This is a genomic window from Acinetobacter sp. Root1280, from assembly GCF_001425285.1.
In the GTDB taxonomy this organism is placed as follows: Bacteria; Pseudomonadota; Gammaproteobacteria; order Pseudomonadales; family Moraxellaceae; genus Acinetobacter; species Acinetobacter guillouiae.
Map to the genome: position 1 here is coordinate 184,932 of NZ_LMED01000023.1, position 20,795 is coordinate 205,726.

Consider the following 20,795-nt stretch of genomic DNA (forward strand, 5'->3'; position numbering starts at 1 on the left):
GATTTGTAACAATAAAGTCATATTAGTGTAATTTTCATTCTTTACTCTAGGGTCAATTTATTGGGGAATAATTTGACTCATGGATCATTATTTTAAAACTGATTTGGGAATTCAGGCATTAAAACAGCGCTCATTTCAACTCACTGCTCGCCAAAGACAGTTACTGCTTCTTATTGGTACAGATGATTTTAAAATTTTGAATAGTGCACTGAAGCAACGACTTGCAACACCAGAACTTATTCAACAATTAGAAGAGCTTGGTCTAATTTTTCAGAATCAAGTAAATGGTGCGCCTCAAATTAAGTCAAAAATAACATCAGAATCATCTAAGTTTGAACAATCAAATCAACTCCCTCCTTCAAATCTTACAAGTGAAATTGGCTTTAAACCGTCGCCTAAAGTAGTTAAAAATCCAACAATTATTAGCGATACACAGCTCAGTCAAAATACAAAATCAGCAGATCCAAACCCCATCCAGCAAAGCGTTAGCACTGTCACATCTACACACGTAGCGCATGCTGAAATTACGCCTGAACTAAATTATATAAATTTTGATGACATCAAACAAAAAATGTCTACCCTGCTACAGACGCATTGCGGCTTGATGACCAAACAATTGGTCATGCAAATACAGCAAGCAAAATCAATTCGAGATATTAAATTTTGCCAAATGCAATGGATTACCGCACTTCAAGAAAGTCGAATCTCTCCCCAAGAATTAAACCAAACCATGCAACAAATCAATTATTCACTCCAACATTTACAATCATCTTAAATCGATCCTAAATATTTATTTCAATGCGCTTAGAATGACCAATGAAATGCTGTAAAGTCAGTCTAAGTCTTTTTTGTATGAACTTTTAGAAGCTGTTGGTTATCAATTCATTTTTTTTACTTTTGAATCCTAGATGGTGATCCTACCGTGGGGCGACAGGGATGTCGCCCCTTATGTGTGTGAATGCGGGGGTATAGGACGTACCCCTCGCCCACGAGCAAAATTCTTGTGTATGAGTTTTTAAAGGTTGACTATAGATGATTGAAAATCTTAACCTTATCCCAACTTTGAAAGTTTAAAGGGGAGAAATACGGATTAATTTTTAAACAGACTTAAGCTTATTCCCAGACATTCATATCTCTTTACAAAATCACATTGTCTGTTTTACAAGCATTATGTAGAATCATGAGCAAGCCAATGATTTAAAACAATTAGACAATTATGACTCAATACCTTACAAAATCGACCAACCAAACAGCTTTAGAACTTTCAAATTTTTACCCAACGTTTGAACAATGTTTAAATGCTGTATCCAATATAAAATATCAAAAAGATCTACGTATCAAAAGCGATCCTATTTCATCTCAACATATTTTGGTTGAAAGCTATTCTCGAGGAACACTTAAAGATAAGTTCAAAATTGAAAAAAGTGCAATTGAGTATGCGAACAAAAATCGTTTGGCCTTATATCATCTTGTTTCCGTGACACTCGATCATTTTAAAACTGCTTAATATTTATATAATTTTAAACCGATTAAAAATAAAACGTGTTGGGCTTTTACCCAACACGTTTTTTAATTCATGATAAAAACTAGCTGACTTGTTCTATCACACGATAAATACTGTCACTTTCTTTGCTTTCAAAAAGCAACTCAATACTTGGTAAGATCTTTTCACCATCCACAACGATATGATCAATTTTTTGGAACAATGATAAATTATCTGTATCCTCATGCTCTTGCAGCTTATTTAACCAAGCCATAGCATTCAGCTCATTACTATATTGATCCTTGACCCTTACTGTAATCATTTCAGTCATTTTTCTGTCCTCTTTTTTATATAGTGTTTTCTTATAGCATGCGCCAAACTAAAAATTAGCTTAAAGTTGTTAGATTTTATGGCAATGTTAAAACTTAGCTACATTACTATTTTTTTTATTTATAAAATAGAGAGTTACTTTGAATACTTTGTGTAAATACAGCTTAATTCAATTATTTCATGACGTTTCAGAAAATCAGAAAAAGAAAAGCCCGCATTTCTGCGAGCTTTTTATGTTGGAAAGCTAGTGCTTATTTTTTATTTGAACTGGAGTCACAAATTCAATAAGCCGTCATTGATCTGTCCAACTACTTCGTAGCGTCTTATCGACCTACTGTAGTTTTAATATAGTCAGATGCGTTTTGATCCGCAAGATGCAGTAACATTATTGAACGATATTACAGCAATTTTGAAATTGAATATTTTTTTAATTGGTAGATAATAGATAAGTTTGATTGATTTTATTTACTGTTTGACAAACATCAAAAATTTGAATACCAATAATCAGTATAAAATTATGTTATAAAAAATGCCTTATAAATCTATCACTTTAGATCGCCCATTCTATTGATCATCATTAAGATTTATATATCATCGACATCATTTGATCTCTTGCATAAATCACAAAATGATCATATTGAGTGAACTATATTGGTATTGATAGTCCCTTCTTCATCTATTTATCTAAACACATTTTCTCAATTTCACTTTTATTGCTGTAATTCAGTCGACTTTTAAAACACCTACAATATTGCCTAGACTGCGTGTACTTTAAATTTTCAGGAATATTAATACCGAAACATTCCGTCACAATATGTCCTTTTTGCGATAAAGGAAGTTCTGATTTACAGAGTAGGATACCCCAAGACCAAATATAATAAATATGGCAAAAATAGACTTCTTTCATAAGTCCTTTTTAAAACCATTAATCAACATAAAAGTACCCTCATCCTAGCCTTCTCCCAAAGGGAGAAGGAACTTTCAATACCCTTTAATGATTAAAGCTTTATGGTAAATGATTTACTTAATCACGAGTGATCCAACAAATCGAACATTCGGAAATCAATCCTAGCTTAAATTTCGTTGATTGAAGAATTTAATTTCTATACTTTAAAACAATTTGAAATATAAAATAAATTCTAGGAGAAAATAAAATACTTTTGGACATAAAATATTTATATCTATTATATATCTACTTCTTCTTTGCTACAGATGATTGAGTTGAATGTTCAGCATCATACTTATCTAAATATTCACGGATCAATTGACGAACAACTTGAGATGGCTTTAAATCTTGGCGATTACATAATTCTTCAAAAGCTTGTTTTTTATTTGGATCAATCAAAATTGTTAATCTTGCCGTTTTATTTTCCATAAATTATTACCTTAAATTTATTAGCTATATAATTTTAATAATATTTACAAGATTTTCAATAATTTTTTATCTCACAATAATCTTAGCTTAATGCATAACTTTGAGTTTAAATTATTTATTTTGTTTAATCTCTGATTTTATCAATAAATCTATTATAAATTATGGTGAATATTATCGAATATTTTAATTTTATAATCAAAAAATACCCAACAGGCTATCACAACAGCGCTGATGCAATAGCCAAAACATTAATGCTTATGAGAAATCTAATTCTTTTTCAAAAACTCTGAGTTCATGTCGTGCCATCGCTAAATTAGATTTTTGGCGATCTAATACTAGATATAAAAATAAGCTGCTGTTTTTATCCAGTGGTCTCAATAAGTGATACTGCTTTCCTAATGTAATTAAAATATCATCAATTGTGTCGCGTAAATTTAATGCCTCTGCTGTTTTCATTTTTGCTTTTAAAACCTCAGTATTTCCTGCGGCAGCAAGTTCTAAATCAATTCCTGTTCCATATGCAGCCAATGATAGCCCACTTGTACTATCGACAAGTGCTGTTGCAGTGAATCCGTCGATTTCTGTTAAAGGTGTTAAGTCAATTTTAGCCATTTATATATGCCTTTTATTAAGTAGAGATAACATGAGCAGCTTTTAAGCATCCTCATGTTTAAAAAGTATCATAAAATTATAATATAATAATATTTTATGATAATAATTTGTAACTTTTCTTAATTTAAACAAGCAATTAGGTGATTATTATTTTATAGTTAAAATATTTAACCCAACATAATAAAGTATTATTAAAATGTAATATTGCACAAAAAACATGAATAGAAATATAAATAAAATATTTATTCTCAAGATTTTTCAAACAAAAAAACAAATAAAACAATATAAACATATGTGTTTTTGTTAAAAATAATGAACCATAAAGCAATTAAAAATGCAATATTTTATGCATGGCTTCTTTTACACATATAAACCACTTATTCATGTATTTATTATAATTATTTTCATCAATATATTTACCACCCTCTACTATCAGCATTATTTCCGTATCAAAAACAATACGCTTAAAATATGTACAGTATGTAATTGCAAAACGAATCCCCAAAAGCAACTTCTGGAGTTTTTCTGTCAACTGTGATTTTTAGAGTTCACGTCACAGGATGCTATTTACACGATGGATTGATCCGAGCTAAAGGTATCTTTTACTTGTTCTAAGCCCTATCAGGCTTTAGAAGCCCTTTTTCACCCATAAATATCAGGTTTTTTTGTTATGCGATCAACCAAATTTTATAAAACTCCTGAATATCCGGCTCTAAAAACTCATCACAGTCACTGTCGTATACAAATGTTTTTTGTTCTAATAAATATTCAGCTTGATGTTCCATCAAGTATTTCTTTAAAAAGTTTTTAAATTCATTGGCACGCTCAGGAAAAATATGCTCTCCATCATAAAAAATCATCATAATTACCTCTATAGAATCACAAAGCCTGTACTACATTTTACATAAAAATGTATATTGGTTCAAACCAAGAAATACTAATGTTAAATATATCACATTAATTTGACGTTTTATTACTACTAAATTTCATATGATGTGCTTAATTTTAAGCTTGGGAATTGTCTAAATTATGTTTATTAATTAAAATACTGAATTGATTCATTTAAGGTTATTTTTTTAATTTTAAAAAAATCAATGACATAATATTCAACTCAAATATGCCAATCATTCTTATTCTATTCAACGTTTTTAATATCCTTTTATCCTATCAGTTAAGTGATCTTAATTTTAGCGATATTAAAAAGTTGAAATAAGTGTATATTGGATAAAATACAAGCTAGTCGAAAGAGCTAACATGAACTTTGAGATAACAACAGAAATTTTGATCAATGCACCCATTGATATCGTTTGGAAAACCCTAACAAATTTTGAAGATTATAAAAATTGGAATCCTTTTATCATTGATGTTTCAGGAGAAATCCATAAAGGTGGCAAAATCAATGTCACCATACAAAATGATGCGACTAGTAAAATGTCTTTTAAAGCAGTTGTGCTTGAAAATCAAGAAAATAAGCAATTTAGCTGGCGCGGAAAATTATTGGTGAAGGGTGTATTTGATGGGGAACATAAATTTAGATTAGAACAAATAACCCCGAATCAAACAAGATTGATCCATAGTGAAGCCTTTAGTGGGATTTTAGTAAAACCGTTCCTAAACAATTTACAGACAAAAACTAAGCATGGTTTTCAACGAATGAATAATGCACTTAAGCTAAAGCTAGAGAGCGAATAGAATACTTCAGCTAGCAAATGGCTTTAAGTAAACCCAAAGTCACTTCATCTCTATACTTGGGATCAATACAGTTAGGCCTCATCTTGTATAAAGCCCCATAAGATTAATAAAACCATCGAACAGTTCATATTTTAGGAGGATCATATTGGAGATTAAGTTTGACCGTTTAAGCAATGTGAGCAGGTCTGAAATTATTGAATTAAATACAAATGAACATGTCCTTAAGCAAATGCCTTTAGCCAAGGGCGTTATTTTTGATGAAGATCAATGTAATGCTTGGGTCAATGAAAAAGAAAAACAATGGAAAGAATATGGCTATGGTCCTTGGGCATTTATTGTTGATGGCCAATTTGCAGGCTGGGGAGGCTTACAATATGAACATGGTGATGCCGACTTAGCATTAGTACTGCACCCTCAATATTGGGGCATTGGTAAACAAATTTTTGATAAAATTATAAACAAGGCATTTAACCAAATGGGCTTTGAATCGATCACGATTTTATTACCGCCAACACGGAGAAAGTTAACAGGGATCTACTCACTAGGATTTAAATTGGATGGTGAGGTCACTATAAGCAATGAACATTTTTTCAGATATCGGCTTAATAAATCTTCTATCAAAAGAATCGAGTAAGCACTATCCTAAAATACTTACGTGGCGCTTTATAAAAAGCAGATCAGCATGCGTTAGATACTAATTACTGTTTTGTCCCTATTGCTGATCTTATGGCATTAAGCATCGACACTATTCTGAGCAGGATTTCCAAGATACTGCTTATTTTGTTTTATTGATTTTTTCTTTAGACAAGATAAATAAATCTTCATTTAGATAAGCAAATCTTTCTGCTAACCATTCATGGGTATCATTGAGCGCTTGATTGTAAAAATGATGTCCAAATTCATCTACAATAAACTCAAATAAAAATTGAGCTGGAAAATTTCCAAGATCTAAGTCTAGTTCCTTTAATGCGTATTTTTTCAATGAGTTAATTAATTGCTCACGCGTAAACTCATCAAATGTAATTATTTGCTTCTTAGCCATAGTCTTCATTCTGAAAATAACAAAAACTCATTACAATACTTATATAAGGTTTTTTCAATCTTATCGCGTCTTAAGATGACGTTGATCTTGAATTTTGATCATCATCTTCAGTGTTAAAAATTGCTTCAATTGATAAGTTAAATAGTTTCGCAATTTTAAACGCCAAAGGTAAGCTAGGATCATAACGCTGTTTTTCAATCGCATTAATTGTCTGCCGAGAGACCCCCAAATATTCTGCTAATTGCTGCTGAGACCAGCCTTGTTTCGCTCTTAATTCAGATAAATTATTTTTCATCGATAGCGCCAGCTTCCAATTGCAATACCAACACCCCAAAGCGTTGCCATTAAAGGCCATACAAAAAACATAGAAAGGTGTGGAAAGCCAATATTTTCAAGAAAACCATAGCTAAATGTAATGAGTGCTGTACCTACAAATGCAAGTGCAAAAGCTTGTAATTGGATGTGTTGTTGCATTTCGTCTAAACGTGCTAATTGTCTGAGTACACTCCAGCCCACCAATATACAAGGGATTATAGGCAATAATGTCACAAAAATTTGTGTTGAATAGTGAATGTTCTCATTCTTTAAATATTTTAATGAACAGATAAGCACAACAATATAAAGCAGCATTGATGCGCTAAACTCAATCAGAGATCTATATTTTTTCATACGGCCCCATGTAAAGTAAACTTTACACAAATTTAGATCAAATAGCGTATAATGTAAAGCATACTTTACATATTGTTTTTATTTTTAACTTAGACAGTAAGCTTGAAATTTGCCTTCAATTGTCTTTTTTCGCATCATTTATCCACGCTTTAATTCGAAATTTCTAAAGCTAACTGATTTAAAAGCATAAAAAAAACCTAGTAAGCATGAAGCAAACTAGGCTATAAACTTTGAATCTTTTTTCGTTGGTAGCGGGAGCTGGATTTGAACCAACGACCTTCGGGTTAACCTTTATACGCCTTAAATACAAGGAATACAACCTTTATTCAATATATGTTTAAAAGAATTATTGATGGGCATCCAGAACATTCTAAAAGCATTCATTGTTGACTGGTTATCGTATGGTCTTTTCGCTTCAAAAACACGCTGACTGAATCTTTTAATAAAAATTAAAAACCTAATATTTCGAGAGCAATCTATTATACTTTTATGCTTATCATGGCATCTTTAGCTCTTACCCAAATAACAGTTTAATTAAACCAATCATTGATATAGCATAAGAAAGCCCACTAAAAAGTGGGCTTATTTTTTGGAGGCGCATGAATGATGTGTGAGTCGCACAGCAATTCAATAAAAGTATATCAGCCTTTATTTATTAATTAAATTAAACTATGTAACAAAAATTACCCAAAGTGTGCTGCAATACAATGTTCAAATAAACAGCGAAGATTTGCGTTAGTTTCTATGTAAATTTAAGCGATTAAAAAGCCACCCGTAGGTGGCTCGATTTAGATCATAGGTTCCAAAATCTTATAAATTTTACCATTCTTACTACTTTCAAAAAGCATTTCGAAGTTAGGACGCAAAAGTTCATTTTCAACAATAATATATTTGATACGTTCATGAGTTTTATTTGGATTTATCACAACATCATCTAATGTTGCCTCAACTGCGTAACACTTACCAAATTGATCCTTTACATTTATATCGAGTTTATTCATAAAAAACACCTTAAAAAATTAAATAAAAACAGCTAAAACTGTTAACCAAAACATTCAATGATTATTAAATTTATGCTTGTACATCAAACGCAATTCAATATACTGCAAAAACAGTAAATTATTATAAAAATTTTTATTTACTTACATTTTAAGTGTTTATCCCAAAACCACTTCAGATACTACTCAGGTTTTTTTAGGATCTATTGCTTTTATCTCCTTTAAATCATCAAGATGAAGATCAAAAATACTTTCAATCATTTTTACTTTGGATTCACTGGTATCCTCAGAAGTTTCAATCAAGTATTTTTTTGTTTGTTGGGTAAATTGAAAATAGTCTTCATAACTCACTGTTCCATTTTTCATTAGAAAACTGACTAAATTTCCGATGAGCAATCTTGTGACTTGATCACCCTCTAAAGTCGCCTCAACTAACTTCCCTGCTAAAATTAACTTTTTCATATCGCGATCATCCATTGTATCTTTCACTTAATTTAACAAATTCATTTTTACTTGTCATATCAATAAAATTTTTCATTGATTAAGTGAACTCAGCCGTAATCAGCCTTTTAGCCTTTATTACTAGAAATACATCAATGCCAATATTTGAGTATAATATGCATTTAATTGAATACAATTAAACAATCCTCCTCTTTTTATATCTCTGCTGCACTTTTAGAAATAAACTCCAGCAAATGCTAATGTTACAAACATTAAAACTGGCTTTACTCTCAGTTCTTATCTCATAAAAAAAGCCCTACATTTCTGTAAGGCTTTACCTTAATTTTGCGCTGACTAAGGATTTTTGTTATTTATTATTAGTAAAATAACAATTTAAATTTACTTCAAAATCAAATTATCGTCAACCCTTTCATTGCCGATATAAAAAATACCCACCGATAGAGTAAGTGGGTATATAAACTTGTGATAAATGTTAAGATAAACTTAATTTACATAACAAGAGTCTCATTTTCAATACCATTCATCGGCTATTTAAATTTCAAAACAACGCAAATAAAAGAGTTTATTTACTCACTGATCAGAATTTCCTTTATCCACAAATAAAAGTTATACAACAACAGTAAAAATAAGCAGCCAATGCAACATAGAGGGTGCAAAAAAATAATTATATAACACTGATTTTAAATGTTTTTAATTAAACTATTTAAAAGTATGGCATAAAACTGAAATATGCTGAATTCTATTTGATGATTCAAATTATTGTACTTTATCAAACACATTGAAAGAAAAAGGTCCTATACATTTATCTCGACTATTTTACTGCGTTTTTATTATTAAAGAACAGATGTATAGTATCCGTGACCATTGGAGAGAGTGGTCTATATCACAATAAAGAAACTCCATATTAACCTGCATGATGCGGGTTTCTTTTTGTTTATTAATCTAGAGATAGGAGAGCATCCATAAACGATTCAGAATTTAAAAGACTTGATTTATACAGCAATTGATTAGATTTGCTTAATTTTTTTGGTGATAAGCGAATGATGGATCTTTTAAACGAATCCTGTATTTTAATAAGAATATAGAGAAAGTTATAGAAATAATTGAAATGTATAAATATGAATTAAGATAAAAATTTAGAGTTAAAAAAAGCACGATATCGTGCTTTTTTTACAACTTACTCTGAATTATAGCGGAGTAATGTTTACAGCGTTAGGACCTTTAGGACCTTGAGTGATACTGAATTCAACTTGTTGACCTTCAGCAAGAGTTTTAAAGCCAGAGTTAGCGATTTCGCTGAAATGAGCAAAAACGTCTGGACCTGATTCTTGTTGAATGAAACCGAAACCTTTAGTTTCGTTGAACCATTTAACTGTACCTTTAACAACATTTGAGTTTGACATAATCAATCCTACTGAGATTTAAAAATTTTAAGTCATTTTATGACTAGTGATAACGTCGAAAATAATAAAGAATTGAACTTAAAATCTGAATAAAACGAAGGATTATGACTAAAACTGCGATACTTAGAGAAGATTTACCAAAACATGACTTTTTTCTAGTTGGCTTTACTTTACAGGAAAAAAATAAATAATCAAGCCTTCTTATACATATTTAACTTTATTATGGATAAAGAATGACTTATCTATTTAGAACAGCTCTCATGTGAGAGCTTTCTCAAATAACTTACTTTTTTCGATCATTGATAGAAAGCCAATTAGCTTTCTATCTCAGAAGAAAAAAATACCAATGTTCCATACATCAATTTTTCTTATGCTTACTTTATGCTTACTTCTTAAATGGCCAGCGGAGTTGGGCCAAATATTGGTTGGGTATTTGACTACGCACACCAACTTGATCATCTTTAATTTTTTGATCTTCATAGTGAAAACTTCTAAACAAGATGTCCCAAAATATGAACACTTCTCCAAAATTCTTACGACCAAATCCATGTTTATGATGGATGCGATGTACTTCAGCTACAGCAAAAATATATTTGAAAGGGCCAACACGATAATCAATATTTGCATGCTGAAAAAACAAATGTACGGCCATAAATATCATCCAACATCCGATCAGCAAACTTGGAACACCCAAAAGCGCGAGGATGATCAAACTAGGCCCAGCAAGTACGATTGCACTCAGTGGATGCCTCTTTTCAGCATTTAACCAATATAAACGGCGTGATTGATGATGAATCGCATGTAATTTCCATAAAAATCGATACTTGTGGCTTAGGTAATGCATGAACCATAGTCCAAAATCAATCACCACAGCAACAATCAGTATTTGCCAAAATACCGAAATTTGATCAGGCCATAATCGTGGAATAAATCGAAAAAGATCAAACCATTCAATAATTTTTGAGACAGAAACGATCAAAAATAAATTAAAAATTGCATGGATGATATCTGTAACAAAATCTTGATGTGTATCCAACCACTTTGCTTGATAAGGCAAAGAATGCTCAACCCATGCAATCATTACGCCACTTAGCAAGATGAACAATATTGAACTTGGCCAATACGGAACTTGCCCTGAGACGATGAACATCATCATCCATACGGTTAACAGCATACAAAACGGATAAAATAAATATCGCAGAGATATTTTAACAAAAGCGCTCATTTATAACTCCAATCAACAGAATACGTTTTAGGAGTATGCTGACTGGCTGGATAGAAAAATTGAACGAAACCGCTATATCTCTTATAGCTTTTGATCTGATAAAAGCAATATTTGCATTTGCTCAATAGATGGAATAAATTTTAACAGTGAAGGTTGAATGCCAAACATTTGTTTGCAGGTTCGACTAAAATGCGCCTGATCGGAAAAATGAGATTGATGAGCAATGCTGGTTAAATTAATATCTTGATTTATGGCTTGAAGACTTTGCAATAAGCGTAACCATTTCCGATAACTACGATAAGAAATACCAAAATTGTCACTAAACCAATGACTAAAACGGCTTTCTGAAAGATTGAATTGTGTGGCGATTTGTTTAAGTGTCAAATTCTGTTGATGATTGAGAATAAGAAATTTTGCAAGACGCTCTTCTCTAACTGACTGAGCTTTGAGATTAGATTCACTGCAATAACTTAAAAGCTTTTGGAAAGATTCAAGTGTTTGATTTTGTTCTATAAAATATGCTCTAAGAATAGACACCAAACTTTCAGGCAATAGCGTAATCGGTGAATCTGGTTGTAGGTAAGCTTGTAAATAATGCTGTATGACATCAGCAAGAAAATGTGTTTGATCGATATAGATCGAACAGTAAGTTCCTGGTAGTAAATGATGTAAAGTATTTGCTGCGATATATACCCCACTACTCCATATACAATGATCTTCAGCAATAACCTGAATCCGCACTCCCTGTTCCTTTGCAAAGCTTAGCTGATGTGCGTGATGACAATGTGGAGTATTATCACCAACAGCTCCCTCAAAATACCCAATGCCATATCCAATTGCTATTCTGCCCATCCAATATTTAGCAGGTAATTTATATAGGTTAGATTGAGCCATAGAATACTTAAGCTAAAAGTGAAAACTCAATAAATAACATTATTTTATTTACCTTCAAATACCCAGCACAAATAAGCAGATTGATTTAGCTCACTTTTCATTTCTTTCTATTCTAAAACGCTTGAATTCAATGCAATAAATTTTAAGCATAAAAAAACCTAGTAAGCATGAAGCAAACTAGGCTATAAACTTTGAATCTTTTTTCGTTGGTAGCGGGAGCTGGATTTGAACCAACGACCTTCGGGTTAGTAATACAACCTTTATTGAATATATATGTCAAAAAGCCCTATTTAATTATCCTATTCACACAAAATTTATACTTTATGCATTGTTTCCAAGTGTGATTAGATAAATACAGAAACAGAAAATTTCTGAGTGATTAGATTGAATCTCTTTCGCTAGATCCACAACATCATATTTAGCACCAAACATCGCTAACCTCGATAGTATGATCCATGTTTATGAATAGAAAGAATATCCCTAAGCGCCTATCAACATAACGACCAACACGATAATAAGAAATTATTCTAAGATATTTCAACACATCAAAACTCATAAAAGCCCACCTTTTGATGAGCTTTTAGATCCATTTGTATTTACTTATACACCCATACCCCAGAAGGGATATTACCAAATAAATGTATAAGCAAAGTAAGAACAATAAACATAGAAAAGAAGAATGCGATGTTTATAGATTTAGATATCATGTAATCACCCTTATTTTATTGTTGTTGCTTTTTTATACACTAATAACGTGAAATTTTCAATCATTAACATGAATATAAATAAATCACATTAAAATCTAAGACTCTATAATGAGCATAAATAGTAAAACATTTTATGATAATTACATCTACTCTCCTCCTTATAAATACCTCTTACCTTATAAATATCTTTTAGAGCATTATAGTTTAACTATATATAGCAATTTTTGGCGTAAAAAAGACGCTTTAAGCGCCTCACCATAAACTTCATTATTTACAACCTATTTCAACTTATATTGCTTAATCATCTACTCAATCTCAAAAAAATGCTTTTCTGTGACTATTTTTATCTTTATCTCTTTATAATATCTAATCATTGGGTCATTTGCATCTTTGCTGATTTTATCTAAAAACTTATTCTCTTTCATTAATTTAGAATAAGTTTTATAACCTATAATTAATCTTTGTGGATCCTTAGTTTCTTTAAAATCATCAATTTGCTTATTGAGTTCTTTTAGATTAATACCCATGTTGGCTACCCTCAATTGTTTTATGCAATATAACACTCATTTATGACATTTTTTTGGCGAGTGAAGAAAAATTAAGCGATTAAAAATGCCTCACATTTCTGCAAGGCATTCTTCAATATTTTGCTCTATCTTTCATCAATCTTTAAAAACCGTGACTTCACTCTAGTGACTACATCAACTTATGATTCAGTGATAAATAAGGGATGATTCGCTTTATAAATCGCTAATTTTTTTATTTCATTTTCCAAATAATCTACTGGTTCTTCTTTCCACATCGCTTTTCCACTATCAAAATCTGAATTTGTTAAAGCCCAAGAAGAAATCAAACTGTAAATAAATGTATTGTCGGCAAAAATTAATTTTGTTCTATTGCTCTTATCGCTGGTAAATACTTTGTGTGTAGGTAAGGACCCAAATATACCCACGTGGGTATACAAATATGTAAAGGTTTCATTCATCGTAATCATTACTCTTGTCATTAATCACTATACTAGCGCATTCAGCCGTGTTTTATGAACTTTGAGCAAAATTCTAAATCCTTAACCGCTTAAGGATTTTATTAAAAAATATTCCACTAAGGCTATGCTATAAATAATTTAAACACTAAGGCAAAAAAAACCTGCATCTTTGGGGAAAGAATGCAGGCAAAAACCGATGATTCGGTGATAAAAGGAATACCTACTATTTTACTAGGGTTTGATTTTATTTGTCAGTGGCAATATATAACAAGTGCTATAGCTTGCTTTTAATTGGTGAAAAATACTCAATATAAAGGTGAATAAGAGAGTTAAAATCTATAGATACTCAGCTTAATCACAGTATTACAAGTGATTTGATAGACATGCCCTATACTTAAGCACCTTATATTTAGCTACTAATTTATATTTTTCATATTCTAATTTATCAAATAGCTGGCTATAAAAACTTCACCAACAAAGCAACACTATTTAAAGTATTTCCAAAAGATCAGTTCTCTTTTTAGTGTTCAAATTACTTTTATATTTTTCAATTTTAAAAATTACAAATCGTCACCCATCAATGGCTTATATTGATCAATTCATAACTTTCATCGTGATGTTGATTCTAATCCCCCTTAAACCTTACTCAAGTCTAAAATTGTCATGTTGCCCCAATACACTGCACCTGTATCAATGTAGTAGCAATTATCTCGCTTGATAGGTGTTTTTGTGACGGTATGCCCCATGATGACCATATCCACACCTTGAACTTTAGTATATTTCAGATTCTCTAAATCAAAGCGTTCTCTGCCCCACATTGCAGCTTCCGTAGGTAATCGCTTAGCTTCAATTGCATATCTGACAGCATCAAAATCACCAAGGTTATGCTTAAACAACTCCCAGTCATTTTGCTCAATATGCCCATGTACAAAGCCAAACTTGCGACCGCTATGTGTTATTTCAAGTGCAATCGGTAGCTGCTTAAATTTGTTTATAATTTTATGTTGATTTTGAGCATCCAAATCATAAAACCACTCTCCGCCATTGGCGATATGGCAACGGCGAAAGGACTCATTAAACAAACCTTTAATACATAAGTCCTCATGATTCCCTCGAATTGAAGTAAACCAAGTTTGATCGATTAGATTCACACATTCAATATTTTGAATGCCACGATCAACCAGATCACCAACAGCAACTAATAAATCGTTTTCAAAGTTAAAGCCTATTTCAATCAACCGGTTTATCAGTAAGTCGTAACAACCATGAATATCACCAACTACATAGAGCTTACCTTTGATTGTTTTATTCCAAATTTTGACTAAGTTCATGACGCTGTCCTTATTAAGCGGATTTTCAACCATTTACTACAATGTCCTATCTATAAAATTGTTTTGCTGTACACCACATTGATGTATAAATAATTTTGCTTGCATAGCTTTGGATAATTAATATGAGCTATACATCGATTTTTATTTTCTGTAATAACGCATTTACTTGAGGTTAAGCAGGCTTTTAATAGATTTATAAATACATTGGCTGGAAATGAATCAGACCTATATTGAATGCTTTACATCACCAGTAGCGTTAGTTTGGGGAAATATGAATACTTAGAATTGCATGCTTTTTGATAAGTCTTATTCTTATATAGTCAAAATAACAATATCTTCTAATTGAATCATCTAGAAATGTATCAGCCACCGCCATCATTTTTGGCTTTTCTATATTTTTCTTATGAGTTGAAATTTCAGCTTTTATCTTTGTGTCTGTGAGACTTACAGTAAGTTTAGCCATTTTTTACGGTACATTTTTATTGGATTTTGCGGTATACCGTATAAAGTACCGTTAAAAACTTGAGCAATGGACATACATCATACGATGAACTGAGACAATGAATTCTACTAATGCTTTTAATATAAAGGGTTTTGAGACAAATTAAAACAAGGAGGAACAGCAAGATGGTACGCCCAGCGGGACTCGAACCCACTCCACAGGCTTCGGAAACCTGTACTCTATCCAGTTAAGCTATGGGCGCTTAAATTGAGATGGCACATCATAACAAAAAAAACCGCGAGGTAAAGCATTTATAAAACAACTCTTTTGATTGATGCTCATGCTTTAAACAATGTTGCATATTTGCAATGCAGAATTCCTTCTAACTTACTTGGTTTATTTAAAAAGATCGCTCACAATACACACTCCATAAACCAAGTGAGAATTTCATGACTGATGCTCTGACGTTAAGAGATTTATCTAAAACCTATAGAAATGGATTCCAAGCTCTCAAAGGAATCAATTTGACCGTTCCAGAAGGAGAGTTTTATGCACTTTTAGGACCAAATGGCGCTGGTAAATCGACAACAATCAGTATTATCAGTTCCTTGGCACGGAAAACCTCAGGTACTGTGGAAATTTTTGGTCATGATTTAGATACCCACCCTTCACATGCAAAACAATGTCTAGGTGTCGTTCCTCAAGAATTTAACTTCGGTCAATTTGAAAAAATCTTCGACATCTTAGTCACTCAAGCGGGTTATTACGGTATTCCGCCTAAAATTGCACAACAACGTGCTGAAGAATATTTAGAAAAATTAGGTTTATGGGATAAGCGTAATACTCAGGGGCGCATGTTGTCTGGTGGTATGAAACGCCGTTTAATGATTGCGCGAGCCATGATGCATGAACCTAAACTTTTGATTTTAGATGAACCCACTGCAGGTGTAGACATCGAGTTACGCCGTTCAATGTGGGATTTTCTTACAGAAATGAATGAAAAAGGCACCTCGATCATTTTAACCACACACTACTTAGAAGAAGCAGAAATGCTTTGTCGTCAGATTGCGATTATTGACCGTGGTGTTATCAAAGAAGATACATCGATGAAAGCATTCTTAAACCAATTGAGTGAAGAATCTTTTATTTTCGATTTAGAAAATCCGATTGAACCAATCATGATTGATATCATTGGTGTGAAGTTTAATCTGATTGACCCAATGACCTTAGAAGTCACGATGGATAAAGCGCATTCTTTAAATGATTTATTTCAGCTTTTAGAAGCGCAAGGCATTCGTGTTCGCAGTATGCGCAATAAATCAAATCGTCTTGAAGAGTTATTTGTGAAACTGGTTGAGAAAAATCTTGAAGGAGTTGCAGAATGAATTTTACTCAACTACGTATTGCACTCTATACATTAGTTCAAAAAGAAATCCGCCGCTTTATGCGAATTTGGCCGCAAACCTTATTACCGCCTGCGATTACCATGAGCTTGTACTTTGTGATTTTTGGTAATTTGGTCGGTTCTCGTATTGGGCAAATGGGTGGATTTAGCTATATGCAATTCATCGTGCCGGGCCTCATCATGATGGCGGTGATTACAAACAGTTATGCCAACGTATCTTCAAGTTTCTTTAGTGCTAAATTCCAAAAAAGTATCGAAGAACTGATCATGAGTCCAGTTCCATTACATATGGTCTTATGTGGTTATGTGATTGGTGGTGTTGCCCGTGGCGTTCTTGTTGGGGCAATTGTCACTGCAATGAGCTTGTTCTTTACAGACCTTTATATCCATAATATTTTCGTCACGATATATACCGTTATTATTACCTCGCTACTGTTCTCTTTAGGTGGTTTTATCAATGCTGTATATGCAAAATCGTTTGATGATATTTCGATTATCCCAACCTTTGTATTAACACCCCTCACCTACTTAGGCGGTGTATTTTACTCTATTAGTGCTTTAAGTCCATTTTGGCAAAATCTGTCTTTAATTAACCCGATTGTATATATGGTCAATGCTTTCCGTTTCGGAATTTTAGGTCATAGTGATGTCAATGTTTCATTGTCTTTACTTATCGTGACCCTTTTCTGTGGCGTACTTTATGCAATTGCCTACTATTTACTTTCTCGTGGTTCAGGAATGCGTGAATAATGTCTGTTGAAAAATCTTTATTGGGTAAAGAAACCGATTACCCAACTACCTATCAACCCGAAGTTCTTTTCCCAATCGCTCGTGCACAAGCACGTGAGCAATATGCGGATGTAGCGGGTATATATAAAGGTCAAGATTGGTGGCATGTATTCGAAATTTCTTGGCTCAATAGCAAAGGGATCCCGCAAGTTGCCATTGGGCGTATTGCACTCCCAGCAACATCACCAAATTTGATTGAATCAAAGTCGTTAAAGCTCTACTTTAATAGTATGAACTTTACCCAGTTTGACTCTCATCAAGCTTTTATCAATACCGTTGAAAAAGACTTATCTGCTGCTGCACAAGCCCCAGTGACGCTAACTTTATTTCAAGTTGATGATTTAGAGATTAGCAAACCAACGGGTATTTGTATTGATGATCAAGAACCTGACCAGCTGGTCAATCATCCAGATGCAAGCCTTTTGGCCTTTGATCAACAAAATACACAACACGGTGAAAACGTTGAAATTCAACTGTATTCACACTTATTAAGAAGCAATTGCCCTGTGACTGGACAACCAGATTGGGGAACTGTTTTTATCCGATACCAAGGTAAAAAACCTTGTTATCGTAGTATTTTAGCTTATATTATCTCGTATCGTCAGCATAACGGTTTTCACGAACAATGCGTGGAACAAATCTTTGCAGATATTTGGCAAAATTTAAAACCTGAAAAGCTGATGGTGTATGCAACATATACACGTCGTGGCGGTTTAGATATTAACCCATGTCGTGTATCTGATGAATCATGGATGCCAAGCCCAATTCGATTGGCGCGACAATAAACATTGAGGTTGAAAACATGCCTTTTTTTGGTTTTGTACCTTCTGAAGAACTATTAAAGAACATTCAGACCGGTATTGAGAAAAAAAACTCTAACGAACCACTTTACCCTTTACGTGATCAAACTGCCTTACTCATTAATGAAGAAATTATTGATACGCTTTTGATTGAACTTGTTCGTCGCTTCCCTGCAAGTGACAAACGAGATACTGCTGAAAAATTAGCAGGCTATGTCAAATCGACTGTTGCTGTGTTACTTAAACAATTATTAAGTAAAGCAGACAATGATGTGGTTCGTCAGTCTGTAGAGTTTTCAGAACGTAGTCTATTTAAAGATCCACAAGGTCAATTCCGTGTCGGTGTGAATTTAGACGCAAGTTTAGTCACCAATCTTAAAAATAGCTTTGCTGAAGTTCAAGCAAATGGTGATGTAAATCGCGCTGTATTGTCTGAACAATTCAAACAATTCTCAGATGCAACGATTAACCATTTTATGCGTGATTTTAATAAAACGCTGGATTTGGGTATGATCAAACGTAAGGCTGCGGATATTGGCGCTTCTGCTGTAGGCAAAGCAGTGCATATGGCAATTGATAAGTTGATTCCAAATTTAAATAAAGATGAAATCACAGCTGTTGCAGAATATTACGATACTTTATTTTTTAATTGATCGTTAAAATTCAATTGGATTTTTAAATATAAAAAATGCCCTTCTTTGTAAGGGCATTTTTTATAAAGTTACTGAGCTATGCTTTTAAGGATAATAATTAACTATTAAATTCATAAACTTAAAATCATTATAAAATACTATCCCTAGATCCATCTAAGACCTTTTCAAATTCAAAACCATTTAATTCAATCTCTTTAACCTACTATTTTCTAATTTAAATATTTCAAGCTCAAAATAATCACAAAATTCAGGTCATAATTTTGTTGCAAAGTATTGATATTCATTGCCTTCAGGGGGGATTGTGATAGCATGCGCAAAACACATTTCCCGCACAAAATAGACCAATGGCACCAAGCTCTCAATATAAATTTTTACGTCAATCTCCTCGTGATGGTCTGAGTACTGCCATGATCCCCTCACGCTGGCAAAAACTCCATATTGACCCTTGGTTGAGCTTATTTCTAATTTTAAACGCGATGCTCGGTTTAACCGTCCTTTATAGTGCGTCTGCTCAAGATATGGGGCTGGTTTCCAAACAAGCCATGAGCTTTGGTATCGGTTTTCTCGTCATGTGTGGTTTAGCCCAAATTCCCCCTAAAGTTTATCAAGCTTTTGCCCCCTACTTTTATCTCTTCGGACTGGTCTGCTTAGTCGCTGTGAAAGTCTTTGGTGAGGTTCGCATGGGTGCTCAACGCTGGATAGGGATTCCTGGTTTTGGCAGTGTGCAACCCAGTGAGTTTTTAAAAATTGGTATGCCATTGATGATTGCATGGTTTTTATCCCGTAATCCTCTACCACCTAGTTTTAAAAATGTGTTTTTATCACTGATCATGATCGGCATTCCTTTTATCCTGATTGCAGAACAACCCGATTTAGGCACATCACTGCTCATCTTAGCCAGTGGGATTTTTGTGCTATTTCTGAGTGGTCTTTCTTGGAAAATGATTTTAGGTGCCGTGAGTGCTGTTGCAGTAGTAATTCCAGTCGCTTGGGAATTTCTACTACACGACTATCAACGACAACGTGTTTTAACTTTATTTAATCCAGAAGCCGATGCCTTAGGCACAGGCTGGAACATCATTCAGTCTAAAACAGCGATTGGTTCGGGTGGCTTTATGGGTAAAGGTTATTTGGAAGGCACTCAATCGCACTTACATTTTTTACCTGAAGGCCATACTGACTTTATTATTGCCGCATTTTCTGAAGAATTCGGTCTGATTGGTATCCTACTTCTGATCATCATTTATTTTTGTATTATCTTTAGAACCTTTCAAATGAGTTTACAATGCTTCCATAATTTTGGTCGACTTGTAGCCGGTACTTTTGCTTTGTCATTTTTTGTTTATGTATTTGTAAATGCGGGCATGGTCAGTGGTATTTTACCTGTAGTCGGTGTGCCATTACCTTTTATGAGTTATGGTGGTACTGCAATTATTACTTTAATGGCCACTTTTGGCATTGTGATGTCTATACATACGCATCGTTAATTTTTTATCAT

General features: G+C 32.9%; 25 protein-coding genes and 1 tRNA gene. 9 read left to right on the forward strand and 17 right to left on the reverse strand.

The window, feature by feature from the left end:
• The first annotated feature begins 79 nt into the window (after positions 1 to 79).
• Positions 80 to 775, forward strand: coding sequence for a hypothetical protein (locus ASC84_RS14845; protein ID WP_056516087.1), 696 nt, complete (start codon positions 80 to 82; stop codon positions 773 to 775).
• A 441-nt stretch (positions 776 to 1,216) separates the two neighbouring features.
• On the forward strand, positions 1,217 to 1,507 hold the full coding sequence (locus tag ASC84_RS14850; protein ID WP_056516090.1) for a hypothetical protein: 291 nt from the start codon (positions 1,217 to 1,219) through the stop codon (positions 1,505 to 1,507).
• A 79-nt stretch (positions 1,508 to 1,586) separates the two neighbouring features.
• Here the strand turns inward: ASC84_RS14850 and ASC84_RS14855 are convergent, their stop codons facing one another.
• From ASC84_RS14855 to ASC84_RS14875, 4 genes are all read right to left on the reverse strand, one after another.
• Complete coding sequence (locus ASC84_RS14855; RefSeq protein WP_004721965.1) at positions 1,587 to 1,814, reverse strand: hypothetical protein; 228 nt, start codon at positions 1,812 to 1,814, stop codon at positions 1,587 to 1,589.
• 1,191 nt (positions 1,815 to 3,005) lie between these two features.
• Positions 3,006 to 3,188, reverse strand: a complete 183-nt coding sequence (locus ASC84_RS14860) for a CopG family transcriptional regulator (RefSeq protein ID WP_056516093.1) — start codon at positions 3,186 to 3,188, stop codon at positions 3,006 to 3,008.
• Positions 3,189 to 3,443: 255 nt separating this feature from the next.
• A complete protein-coding gene (locus tag ASC84_RS14865) occupies positions 3,444 to 3,800 on the reverse strand; it encodes a hypothetical protein (RefSeq protein ID WP_056516095.1) in 357 nt (118 codons plus the stop codon).
• Between the two features lie 668 nt (positions 3,801 to 4,468).
• On the reverse strand, positions 4,469 to 4,663 hold the full coding sequence (locus tag ASC84_RS14875) for a hypothetical protein (protein WP_056516099.1): 195 nt from the start codon (positions 4,661 to 4,663) through the stop codon (positions 4,469 to 4,471).
• 391 nt (positions 4,664 to 5,054) lie between these two features.
• Between ASC84_RS14875 and ASC84_RS14880 the strand changes: the two genes are divergently transcribed.
• Together ASC84_RS14880 and ASC84_RS14885 are read left to right on the forward strand one after the other, a co-directional pair.
• A complete protein-coding gene (locus ASC84_RS14880; protein WP_056516103.1) occupies positions 5,055 to 5,492 on the forward strand; it encodes an SRPBCC domain-containing protein in 438 nt (145 codons plus the stop codon).
• 145 nt (positions 5,493 to 5,637) lie between these two features.
• On the forward strand, positions 5,638 to 6,126 hold the full coding sequence (locus tag ASC84_RS14885; RefSeq protein WP_056516106.1) for a GNAT family N-acetyltransferase: 489 nt from the start codon (positions 5,638 to 5,640) through the stop codon (positions 6,124 to 6,126).
• A 141-nt stretch (positions 6,127 to 6,267) separates the two neighbouring features.
• Here the strand turns inward: ASC84_RS14885 and ASC84_RS14890 are convergent, their stop codons facing one another.
• The 13 genes from ASC84_RS14890 to ASC84_RS14950 all read right to left on the reverse strand — a co-directional run bounded on the left by ASC84_RS14890 (position 6,268) and on the right by ASC84_RS14950 (position 15,912).
• The gene (locus ASC84_RS14890; RefSeq protein WP_056516107.1) at positions 6,268 to 6,534 is read right to left on the reverse strand and encodes a DUF2164 domain-containing protein; all 267 of its coding nucleotides are present in this window, start codon (positions 6,532 to 6,534) and stop codon (positions 6,268 to 6,270) included.
• Positions 6,535 to 6,604: 70 nt separating this feature from the next.
• Complete coding sequence (locus tag ASC84_RS14895; protein ID WP_056516110.1) at positions 6,605 to 6,829, reverse strand: helix-turn-helix transcriptional regulator; 225 nt, start codon at positions 6,827 to 6,829, stop codon at positions 6,605 to 6,607.
• Positions 6,826 to 7,203, reverse strand: a complete 378-nt coding sequence (locus ASC84_RS14900) for a hypothetical protein (RefSeq protein WP_056516112.1) — start codon at positions 7,201 to 7,203, stop codon at positions 6,826 to 6,828. The genes ASC84_RS14895 and ASC84_RS14900 overlap by 4 nt, the downstream gene beginning before the upstream one ends.
• A 788-nt stretch (positions 7,204 to 7,991) precedes the next feature.
• Positions 7,992 to 8,204, reverse strand: a complete 213-nt coding sequence (locus ASC84_RS14905) for a hypothetical protein (protein WP_004721987.1) — start codon at positions 8,202 to 8,204, stop codon at positions 7,992 to 7,994.
• A 183-nt stretch (positions 8,205 to 8,387) separates the two neighbouring features.
• Positions 8,388 to 8,678 (reverse strand): hypothetical protein, encoded by a 291-nt coding sequence (locus tag ASC84_RS14910; protein WP_227515159.1) that lies wholly within the window; start codon positions 8,676 to 8,678, stop codon positions 8,388 to 8,390.
• Positions 8,679 to 9,850: 1,172 nt separating this feature from the next.
• Positions 9,851 to 10,066 (reverse strand): cold-shock protein, encoded by a 216-nt coding sequence (locus tag ASC84_RS14915; protein ID WP_004721990.1) that lies wholly within the window; start codon positions 10,064 to 10,066, stop codon positions 9,851 to 9,853.
• A gap of 385 nt (positions 10,067 to 10,451) precedes the next feature.
• Positions 10,452 to 11,291 carry a sterol desaturase family protein gene (locus ASC84_RS14920; protein WP_056516114.1) on the reverse strand — a complete coding sequence of 280 codons (840 nt, stop codon included), beginning with the start codon at positions 11,289 to 11,291 and terminating at the stop codon, positions 10,452 to 10,454.
• A gap of 81 nt (positions 11,292 to 11,372) precedes the next feature.
• Complete coding sequence (locus ASC84_RS14925; RefSeq protein WP_056516117.1) at positions 11,373 to 12,185, reverse strand: AraC family transcriptional regulator; 813 nt, start codon at positions 12,183 to 12,185, stop codon at positions 11,373 to 11,375.
• A gap of 1,012 nt (positions 12,186 to 13,197) precedes the next feature.
• Positions 13,198 to 13,419, reverse strand: a complete 222-nt coding sequence (locus ASC84_RS14930) for a hypothetical protein (protein WP_056516120.1) — start codon at positions 13,417 to 13,419, stop codon at positions 13,198 to 13,200.
• 179 nt (positions 13,420 to 13,598) lie between these two features.
• The gene (locus ASC84_RS14935) at positions 13,599 to 13,886 is read right to left on the reverse strand and encodes a hypothetical protein (protein WP_227515160.1); all 288 of its coding nucleotides are present in this window, start codon (positions 13,884 to 13,886) and stop codon (positions 13,599 to 13,601) included.
• Between the two features lie 626 nt (positions 13,887 to 14,512).
• Positions 14,513 to 15,208 (reverse strand): metallophosphoesterase, encoded by a 696-nt coding sequence (locus ASC84_RS14940; protein ID WP_056516124.1) that lies wholly within the window; start codon positions 15,206 to 15,208, stop codon positions 14,513 to 14,515.
• Between the two features lie 256 nt (positions 15,209 to 15,464).
• Positions 15,465 to 15,671 (reverse strand): hypothetical protein, encoded by a 207-nt coding sequence (locus tag ASC84_RS14945; protein ID WP_056516126.1) that lies wholly within the window; start codon positions 15,669 to 15,671, stop codon positions 15,465 to 15,467.
• Positions 15,672 to 15,836: 165 nt separating this feature from the next.
• Positions 15,837 to 15,912, reverse strand: a tRNA-Arg gene (locus ASC84_RS14950).
• A gap of 187 nt (positions 15,913 to 16,099) precedes the next feature.
• Here ASC84_RS14950 and ASC84_RS14955 point away from each other — a divergent pair.
• From ASC84_RS14955 to rodA, 5 genes are all read left to right on the forward strand, one after another.
• Positions 16,100 to 17,035, forward strand: a complete 936-nt coding sequence (locus ASC84_RS14955; protein ID WP_004722000.1) for an ABC transporter ATP-binding protein — start codon at positions 16,100 to 16,102, stop codon at positions 17,033 to 17,035.
• Positions 17,032 to 17,805, forward strand: a complete 774-nt coding sequence (locus tag ASC84_RS14960) for an ABC transporter permease (RefSeq protein ID WP_004820027.1) — start codon at positions 17,032 to 17,034, stop codon at positions 17,803 to 17,805. Before ASC84_RS14955 ends, ASC84_RS14960 begins: the two co-directional genes overlap by 4 nt.
• Positions 17,805 to 18,629, forward strand: coding sequence for an NADPH-dependent 7-cyano-7-deazaguanine reductase QueF (queF, locus tag ASC84_RS14965; protein WP_056516129.1), 825 nt, complete (start codon positions 17,805 to 17,807; stop codon positions 18,627 to 18,629). The genes ASC84_RS14960 and queF overlap by 1 nt, the downstream gene beginning before the upstream one ends.
• A gap of 17 nt (positions 18,630 to 18,646) precedes the next feature.
• A complete protein-coding gene (locus ASC84_RS14970) occupies positions 18,647 to 19,297 on the forward strand; it encodes a hypothetical protein (protein WP_004820022.1) in 651 nt (216 codons plus the stop codon).
• Between the two features lie 344 nt (positions 19,298 to 19,641).
• Positions 19,642 to 20,784: a rod shape-determining protein RodA gene (gene rodA / locus ASC84_RS14975; protein WP_004722007.1), complete on the forward strand. Its 1,143-nt coding sequence runs from the start codon at positions 19,642 to 19,644 to the stop codon at positions 20,782 to 20,784.
• Positions 20,785 to 20,795: the final 11 nt, after the last annotated feature.